Origin of the sequence: Jingyaoa shaoxingensis, assembly GCF_014385005.1 — a bacterium.
Classification (GTDB): domain Bacteria; phylum Bacillota; class Clostridia; order Lachnospirales; family Lachnospiraceae; genus Marvinbryantia; species Marvinbryantia shaoxingensis.
The window spans coordinates 1-7,312 of record NZ_JACRSZ010000035.1 but is presented as its reverse complement, the minus strand read 5'-3'; the positions used below and the strand labels follow the sequence as shown (position 1 = coordinate 7,312).

General features: G+C 38.0%; 10 protein-coding genes and 1 pseudogene. 10 read left to right on the top strand and 1 reads right to left on the bottom strand.

All coding sequences use genetic code 11. The annotated features are described in order from the left end of the window. Window positions 1-141 precede the first annotated feature (141 nt). From H8716_RS17070 to H8716_RS17025, 10 genes and pseudogenes are all read left to right on the top strand, one after another. On the top strand, window positions 142-585 hold the full coding sequence (locus H8716_RS17070) for a GNAT family N-acetyltransferase (protein WP_114100270.1): 444 nt from the start codon (window positions 142-144) through the stop codon (window positions 583-585). A 31-nt stretch (window positions 586-616) separates the two neighbouring features. After that, window positions 617-1,042, top strand: coding sequence for an N-acetyltransferase (locus H8716_RS17065; protein WP_114100271.1), 426 nt, complete (start codon window positions 617-619; stop codon window positions 1,040-1,042). A 225-nt stretch (window positions 1,043-1,267) separates the two neighbouring features. Then, the gene (locus tag H8716_RS17060; RefSeq protein WP_114100272.1) at window positions 1,268-1,840 is read left to right on the top strand and encodes a flavodoxin; all 573 of its coding nucleotides are present in this window, start codon (window positions 1,268-1,270) and stop codon (window positions 1,838-1,840) included. Between the two features lie 16 nt (window positions 1,841-1,856). Then, the gene (locus H8716_RS17055) at window positions 1,857-2,240 is read left to right on the top strand and encodes a MerR family transcriptional regulator (protein WP_009203852.1); all 384 of its coding nucleotides are present in this window, start codon (window positions 1,857-1,859) and stop codon (window positions 2,238-2,240) included. Further along, entirely contained in the window at window positions 2,222-2,752 is a 531-nt protein-coding gene (locus tag H8716_RS17050) for a flavodoxin (protein ID WP_005347223.1), read from the top strand. Before H8716_RS17055 ends, H8716_RS17050 begins: the two co-directional genes overlap by 19 nt. After that, a complete protein-coding gene (locus H8716_RS17045) occupies window positions 2,737-3,318 on the top strand; it encodes an acyltransferase (protein WP_114100273.1) in 582 nt (193 codons plus the stop codon). Before H8716_RS17050 ends, H8716_RS17045 begins: the two co-directional genes overlap by 16 nt. A 4-nt stretch (window positions 3,319-3,322) precedes the next feature. Continuing rightward, the gene (locus H8716_RS17040; RefSeq protein WP_249310160.1) at window positions 3,323-4,162 is read left to right on the top strand and encodes an aldo/keto reductase; all 840 of its coding nucleotides are present in this window, start codon (window positions 3,323-3,325) and stop codon (window positions 4,160-4,162) included. A 353-nt stretch (window positions 4,163-4,515) separates the two neighbouring features. Then, window positions 4,516-5,250, top strand: a complete 735-nt coding sequence (locus H8716_RS17035; protein WP_249310157.1) for a MerR family transcriptional regulator — start codon at window positions 4,516-4,518, stop codon at window positions 5,248-5,250. Between the two features lie 127 nt (window positions 5,251-5,377). Next, a pseudogene (locus tag H8716_RS17030) lies at window positions 5,378-5,515 on the top strand (toprim domain-containing protein); the annotation flags it as partial. Between the two features lie 198 nt (window positions 5,516-5,713). Further along, window positions 5,714-6,238, top strand: a complete 525-nt coding sequence (locus H8716_RS17025; RefSeq protein WP_249310155.1) for a flavodoxin family protein — start codon at window positions 5,714-5,716, stop codon at window positions 6,236-6,238. 174 nt (window positions 6,239-6,412) lie between these two features. Here the strand turns inward: H8716_RS17025 and H8716_RS17020 are convergent. Beyond that, the coding region (locus H8716_RS17020) for a tyrosine-type recombinase/integrase (protein WP_249310153.1) at window positions 6,413-7,312 on the bottom strand (900 nt) is incomplete at its 5' end.

Here is a 7,312-nt window from a genome sequence, read left to right as displayed (position 1 = left end):
TTGGTTGTGGTGACTTAACAATACTACTTGTAGGACTTGGTTTCCACTGCTTTTTATTAAAGTGTAAAGAAAAACTGCGCCATAGCCTTGGCAGGCCATCGCGCAGCGATTTTGTTCAATTGGAATTTGTAGGTGCGATTGATGAAAATTATTGAAGTTAAAGAAAATAAAAAACAATATCTTGATTTGCTCCTATTAGCAGATGAGCAGGAAGATATGGTTTACCGTTATCTTGATAACGGCAAGATGTATGTACTTGATGATAATGGGGTCAAGTGTGAGTGTGTCATAACCGATAAAGAAAATGACATACTTGAAATCAAGAACATTGCGACAGTTCCAGAATATCAAGGGAAAGGTTATGCAAGAGCCTTAATTGAGTTTATTGTTAATAATTACAGAGAGCAATATGCCATTCTGCAAGTGGGAACAGGCGATAGCCCACTGACAATACCATTTTATGAAAAGTGTGGTTTTGTCCGTTCGCATATCATATCAAATTTCTTTATAGATAATTATGACCACCCAATCTATGAGAGTGGAATACAGTTGGTAGATATGGTGTATTTGCAAAGACAGTTATAATTTAAATTCAAGTTTATGGAGAGTCACTGTGATGATTAGAGAATTTCAAAGGGATGATATAAATAAAGTTGCAGATATATGGTTGGATACAAATATAAAGGCACATAATTTTATCCCCGTCGAATACTGGAAAAGCAATTTCAAATCAGTAAAAGAAGCGTTGTTACTAGCAGAGGTTTATGTGTATGAGTATGATACAGAAATACAGGGTTTTATAGGGTTAAATGATGAATATGTTGAGGGCATTTTTGTTTCTGGTGAAATGCAATCGCAGGGTATAGGTAAAATTCTGCTGAATTATGCAAAGGATAAAAGGAATAAGTTGCACTTGAACGTATACCAAAAGAACGCACGGGCAATATCTTTTTATAAGAGAGAAGGATTTGAGATTCAGCATAGTGGCTTAGATGAGGCTACCGGAGAAAAAGATTATGTAATGACATGGCAACACAAATAGAAATTCCAGTTTGCAAAACTGACCAAAAATACAAACAGTTCGTAAAAGTGTAATTTTACGAACTGTTTGTATTTTTCATGATGGTATAATAGAGACATACAACTCGGGATTGTGCGCCCAGATAAGGGCGAGTAGTCTAGCAGGTGGAATGCCTGTCTGGTAAGGTCTAACCAACCGCCAGTAGCGAGTCTTGGGTCTTCCACAGTCTGCGTCATACCAGCGTTTATGAAGAAAAAATCAAAAGCTCTTGACTTGGAGTTAACTTCAAGTAGTATGCTAATCGAAACAGGAGGTAAAAAGATGAAGAAATTACTGATTATATATTATTCATGGTCAAATGGAAACACGGAAAGAATTGCAAAAATGCTGCAGAGTGAGACTGATAGCGATATTCTAAAAATAGATACCGTAGTTCCATATTCTGGCAGTTATGATGATGTGGTAAATCAGGGACAGAATGAAGTGCAGCGCGGATACGAACCTGAAATTAAACCGCTGGATATCAATATTGCAGATTATGATGTCATCGCAGTTGGGACACCTACATGGTGGTACACAATGGCTCCGGCTGTAAAAACATTTCTGCACCAACAGGATTTTACCGGAAAGACAGTAGTACCTTTTATGACAAATGGTGGCTGGCCAGGGCATGTAATAAAGGATATGAAAGCAGCCTGCAAAGGCGCAAATGTGGTTTGCGATATGCAGATACAGTTTGATTCTACAGGTGGAAGTAATCTGGAGACACCTCAGGAACAAATTAATGAATGGATACAGAGTGTGAAAAATCTTCTTTAAATTGTGGAGGAAGAATATGACAATAAAAGAAGTGTCAGAAAAATATGGTATTTCACAGGATACCCTCCGTTATTATGAGAGGGTTAATGTGATTCCTAAAGTTACAAGAACATCCGGAGGAATTCGGGATTACCAGGAAGAAGATCTTAGATGGGTTGAGCTTGCAGTATGTATGAGAAATGCAGGACTTCCCATAGAAAGTCTGATTGAATATCAAAGGCTATTTAGGGCGGGAGATTCTACAATACCTGCGAGACTTGAGTTGTTGAATGAGCAGATGGATATTCTTCAGAAGCAAAAAGAGCAGATAGAGGAAACTATGGACAGGCTTTCTTATAAGATATCACGGTATGAAGAAGCAGTGAAAACAGGAAAACTGGTATGGACAAAGGAGGAATAGTACAAATGGCAAAGCTGGTAGCATTTTATTCAAGAGCAGATGAAAATTATTTTGGCGGTTCCATGAAATATATTCAGATTGGCAATACTGAGAAAGCTGCAAAAATGATAGCTGATATGACAGGAGCAGACCTTTTCAAAATCGAGCAAAAGATTCCCTATGCCGCTGATTATAATACCTGCATTGCACAGGCAAAAGAGGATAAACAGACAGGAAAACGACCAGAGATACTAAATCTGCCACAGGACATAGATCAATATGACGAGATTTATCTTGGATACCCGAATTACTGGGGAACCATGCCAATGGCTGTATATACTTTTCTGGAAAGTTATGATTTTACAGGAAAGAAAATTCATCCATTCTGTACGCATGAAGGAAGCGGATTGTCAAATACGGAGAGTGATATTAAAAAAAGTGCAAAAGGTGCAGTGATTGAGAAAGGCATTGCGATACATGGAAGCAGCGTAGATCAAGCGAAAGATGTACTTGAAAGATGGATACAGAAATAGAGGTTAGAAAAATGGAATGCAAGGAAATACGTGTTGATGTAAGAACTGCGTCAATAAAAGAAAGTACAGAAGGGCAACGTCAGACAAAAATATTATTTCAGATTAATCATACAATGCCTTTTACTGATGAATATAATCATTTATTAAAGGAATTGTTTGGAAATAACCTAGGAGATGGGAGTATGATATCACCACCGCTTAATGGAGCATGTGTTGGAAGCGTAAAGATTGGCAGGAATGTATTTATCAATTCTAATCTTCTTGCAATGGCAAGAGGTGGAATAACGATTGAAGACAATGCTATGATTGCTGCAAATGTACAGCTTATTTCCAATAATCATGATCCATATGATTTGTGTACTCTGACTTGTAAGCCTGTTCTGATAAGAGAATATGCCTGGGTAGGAGCTGGAGCTACGATACTTCCGGGAGTATGTATCGGAAGACACGCAATTGTGGGAGCTGGATCTGTAGTGACAAAGGATGTACCGGATTATGCAGTAGCAGTTGGAAATCCGGCAAAAGTAATAAAAATGCTTGATAAAGAAAAATTTCAGAAGGACTAAAAAGATGGAAAATATGAAGTTGAATAACAATTTGGAATGTCCAATGCTTGGACTAGGAACTTTTATGTTATCACCAGAGGATGCCTACACAAGTACATTAGAGGCATTAAAAATGGGATATTCCCTAATTGATACAGCAAATGCTTATGTAAATGAGCGTGCAGTTGGAAGAGCAATCAAGGATAGTGGAATTGACAGAAAAAATATATTTCTATCAATAAAAATATGGGCTAGTGAATATGAAAATGAGAATACTGTAGAAGAAACTCTAGAAAGACTTGGTGTTGATTATGTGGATTTACTTTATATACACCAGCCTGCAGGCAACTGGCTTGCCGGATACAGAATGCTTGAAAAAGTGTATAGAGAGGGCAAAGCAAAATCCATTGGTATCTCGAATTTTGAAGGAAAATATATGGAAGAGTTGGAAACAAAGTGGGAAATTGTACCTCAGTTTATTCAGGTGGAAGCACATCCATATTTCACACAGAAAGAACTTCGTGTAACTTTAGACAAATATGGAATTAAGCTTATGAGCTGGTATCCGCTGGGACATGGAGATACAGCATTAATGAATGAGTTGGTATTTGCAGGACTTGGCAAAAAATATGGAAAAACACCTGCACAGGTTATTCTCCGTTGGCATACTCAGATGGGATTTGTTGTAATTCCTGGAAGTAAAAATGCAGAACACATTAAGGATAATATGGATATCTTTGATTTTGCATTAACAGATGAAGAAATGGAACAGATTGCAAAGCTGGACAAGAATGAAAGATATTATCACCGCACGGATGAACAGCTTGTACAGTTTGCAAACTGGAAACCAGAGTTTGAAAAATAATATGGAGAAAATAGTATGAGCAAAAATGATGTCAACTGAGTGAACTCGATGGAACGGAATGGTTATATCCTCCGGGTGCTCCGAGCACCGAAAAATTATAAAAATGAGTAATTGGAGCACCGAAAATGGAAAACGGCACCGAGAACTAAATCTATCCAAGCACACAATGTCGATAACTAAAGTGTAGGATAAGATGTAGGTTGTCAATGAATGTAAAATTACACATATTGAAAGAAATAAAAGATATAGAAAAAAGCTCAAGTTCCTTTGTATAAATCTTTTGAAATAAGTATTGACTCCGACGTTACGTAATAGTTTATGCTAAAGTCACCAAGTCAAGGGAGGAAATAAAAATGATGACAGTGCATGAAGTGAGTAAACTTGCCGGAGTGAGTATACGCACTCTACAATATTATGACAAGATTGGTCTTTTACATCCGACGGGATACACCGATGCAGGCTACAGACTGTATGACGATGCAGATTTGGAGCGCCTTCGACACATACTACTGTTTCGTGAATTAGAGTTTCCACTTAAAGACATCAAGGCAATTATAAATAGTCCGGATTTTGATAGAAGCAAAGCTTTGGAACAACAGATAGAACTTCTTAGGCTTAAAAAGGAACATATTGATAACTTGATGAACTTTGCACTTGGAATAAAATTATTGGGAGTGAAACATATGAACTTTAAGGCTTTTGACAGAAGTAAGTTGGATGAATATTCCAGACAGGCAAAGGAATTATACGGTAGCACACCGGAATACAAAGAAATGGAAGAAAAGCAGAAGAATCGTACTGAGGAAGATGAGAAAATCTTAGCAGATAGATTTATGCTTCTATTTAAGGAGGCCGGAAAAATAAAGAATAGTGATCCAGCATCCATTGACGCGCAGAATCTAGTAAAAAGAATACAGGATTATATTACAGAAAACTTATATACTTGCACAAATAAGATCCTGCGTGGACTAGGAAAAATGTATTCAGGTGGCGGAGAAATTACAACGAATATTGATGTTTATGGTGGTGAAGGTACCGCTGTCTTTGTAGCAAATGCGATAGAGATTTATTGTGATAAAGCAGAGTAAATTTTATTTATGTAAATATCATAACAAGTTTAGGTTTATCTGACACGCACAATTTAACAACAAATTTACATAGCACTTTAGCCAAATGGTTAAGGTGCTATTTTTTTACCACAAAAGGAAAAACGAAATGTCATATAAATTAGTAATTGCTGAGAAACCTTCGGTGGCGCAGTCCATCGCAAAGGTAATCGGTGCAGATAAGAGAGAGGACGGCTACCTGTATGGCAATGGTTATATTGTCAGCTGGTGCGTAGGGCACCTAGTGGGATCCCATACCATTGCCGTGGAAATCGGATGAGGAAGCATTGAAAGACTTCTGGGATTATTGTGAAGAGAGACAGAGGGAAGAACGTATAATAGCAGAGATGAAAATTAAGGGTTGAGAAGTCAGTGCCTTTGGAAAAAGTATGTGGTAAAATGTATATAGAAGAAGTCTATAAATCGGAAGTTGGAGGATACACGCATGAAAATTGTAATCATTAATGGAAGTGCCAGAAAAGGAAACACGCTGACAGCAATCAATGCATTTATAAAAGGAGCATCAGAAAAGAATGAAATTAAAATCATTGAACCTGACAAACTCAACATTGCACCATGCAAGGGATGTGGTGTCTGTCAATGCTCTAAGGGATGCGTCGATAAGGATGATACAAATCCTACAATTGATAAAATTGCTGCCGCAGATATGATTCTTTTTGCTACACCAGTTTATTGGTGGGGAATGTCAGCACAATTGAAACTTATCATTGATAAGTGCTACTGCCGTGGATTGCAGTTAAAAAATAAAAAAGTTGGCACGATTGTTGTAGGCGGTTCTCCCGTAGACAGTATCCAGTATGAGCTGATTGATAAGCAGTTTGACTGTATGGCAAAATATCTTTCATGGGATATGCTTTTCAAAAAATCATATTACGCAACAGCCAGAGATGAACTTGAAAAAAACAAAGATTCCATGAACGAACTTGAGGGGATCGGAAAAAATTTATAAAGCACGTTCCAAATTCAATTTTGGAGAATTGAGAAAATCGGAATTTGTGGAGAGATTTCCTGAACTTTCCTTATTTTACAGGCTTTTCAGCCCATTATATAGTGAAATGATATGTATTTTCCCTTATCTTTGCCCTTATGCGGAATCCTCAAGGGAAATAAGGGAAATTTTTAGTTAAGCATTGCTCACTACTTTATCAAGAAGTCTTGCGGAATCCCGTTTAGCTTTTCTTGTTGAGTGAGCGTAAATATTCATTGTGGTACTGACGTCAGAATGTCCTAACAGTTCCTGTACATCTTTCGGAGCCGCCCCATTCGAGAGCAGGTTGCTGGTGTAGGTGTGCCGTAACTGGTGAAAGTGAAAATCTTCAAATCCTTCCAGCTTCTTTGACACTGACCTGCATACAATGCCGAGTGTACTCGGCAGTTCCAGACTACCATCCGGTCTGAGGCAGACAAAGGATATTTCTTTATAATCTGCCGGGACTTCCTGCGTTCCGTCAAGGTGATAGTATTCATAATACACCCTGTTTTTTACATGCACCTCTTTGTAGTAGTTGCGGTGGTAAAGTTCCCCGTACTGCATCCGGCTTTTCAGTTGTTCCCGTCTTGCTGCTTTCAATATTTCAGTCAGTGTATCTCCAAAATCAACAATCCTTACTTTCTTTCGCTTGGTTGTTCCAATCACATTTTTATGCTTCGTTCCGTCATAACGGATACTGCGTTTTATGGTCAGGCATTGTTCTTCAAGGTTGATGTCCTGCCATGTAAGACCACAGGTTTCCCCGATACGAAGTCCTGCATAATATGCGATCTGAATCGGCAGAATTGCAGGTGGATTTTTCTTTTCCAGATACTTGATAAGCCGCTCGTAATCCTCATGTGAAATCGGCTGTGTACCTTCTTCTACCTCATCATCAGAAAAGAGGTCAACTTCCTCTGCCTGTCGTTTCAGCTTGATATATTGCATCGGATTGAAACTGATTAGTTGTTTTGGAAATACTGCAAAACGGAATGACTGCTGTAACACTGCGGAAAAAGAATGGATATAATCTTTGCTGTATCCCTTTCTTAC

What these genes read in the sequence shown, in the direction of transcription:
- H8716_RS17055 (WP_009203852.1), top strand. Translation starts at nt 1,857, where the DNA reads ATGACAATAAAAGAAGTGTCAGAAAAATATGGTATTTCACAGGATACC.
- H8716_RS17060 (WP_114100272.1), top strand. Translation starts at nt 1,268, where the DNA reads ATGAAGAAAAAATCAAAAGCTCTTGACTTGGAGTTAACTTCAAGTAGT.
- H8716_RS17045 (WP_114100273.1), top strand. Translation starts at nt 2,737, where the DNA reads ATGGATACAGAAATAGAGGTTAGAAAAATGGAATGCAAGGAAATACGT.
- H8716_RS17070 (WP_114100270.1), top strand. Translation starts at nt 142, where the DNA reads ATGAAAATTATTGAAGTTAAAGAAAATAAAAAACAATATCTTGATTTG.
- H8716_RS17040 (WP_249310160.1), top strand. Translation starts at nt 3,323, where the DNA reads ATGGAAAATATGAAGTTGAATAACAATTTGGAATGTCCAATGCTTGGA.
- H8716_RS17065 (WP_114100271.1), top strand. Translation starts at nt 617, where the DNA reads ATGATTAGAGAATTTCAAAGGGATGATATAAATAAAGTTGCAGATATA.
- H8716_RS17050 (WP_005347223.1), top strand. Translation starts at nt 2,222, where the DNA reads ATGGACAAAGGAGGAATAGTACAAATGGCAAAGCTGGTAGCATTTTAT.
- H8716_RS17035 (WP_249310157.1), top strand. Translation starts at nt 4,516, where the DNA reads ATGATGACAGTGCATGAAGTGAGTAAACTTGCCGGAGTGAGTATACGC.
- H8716_RS17025 (WP_249310155.1), top strand. Translation starts at nt 5,714, where the DNA reads ATGAAAATTGTAATCATTAATGGAAGTGCCAGAAAAGGAAACACGCTG.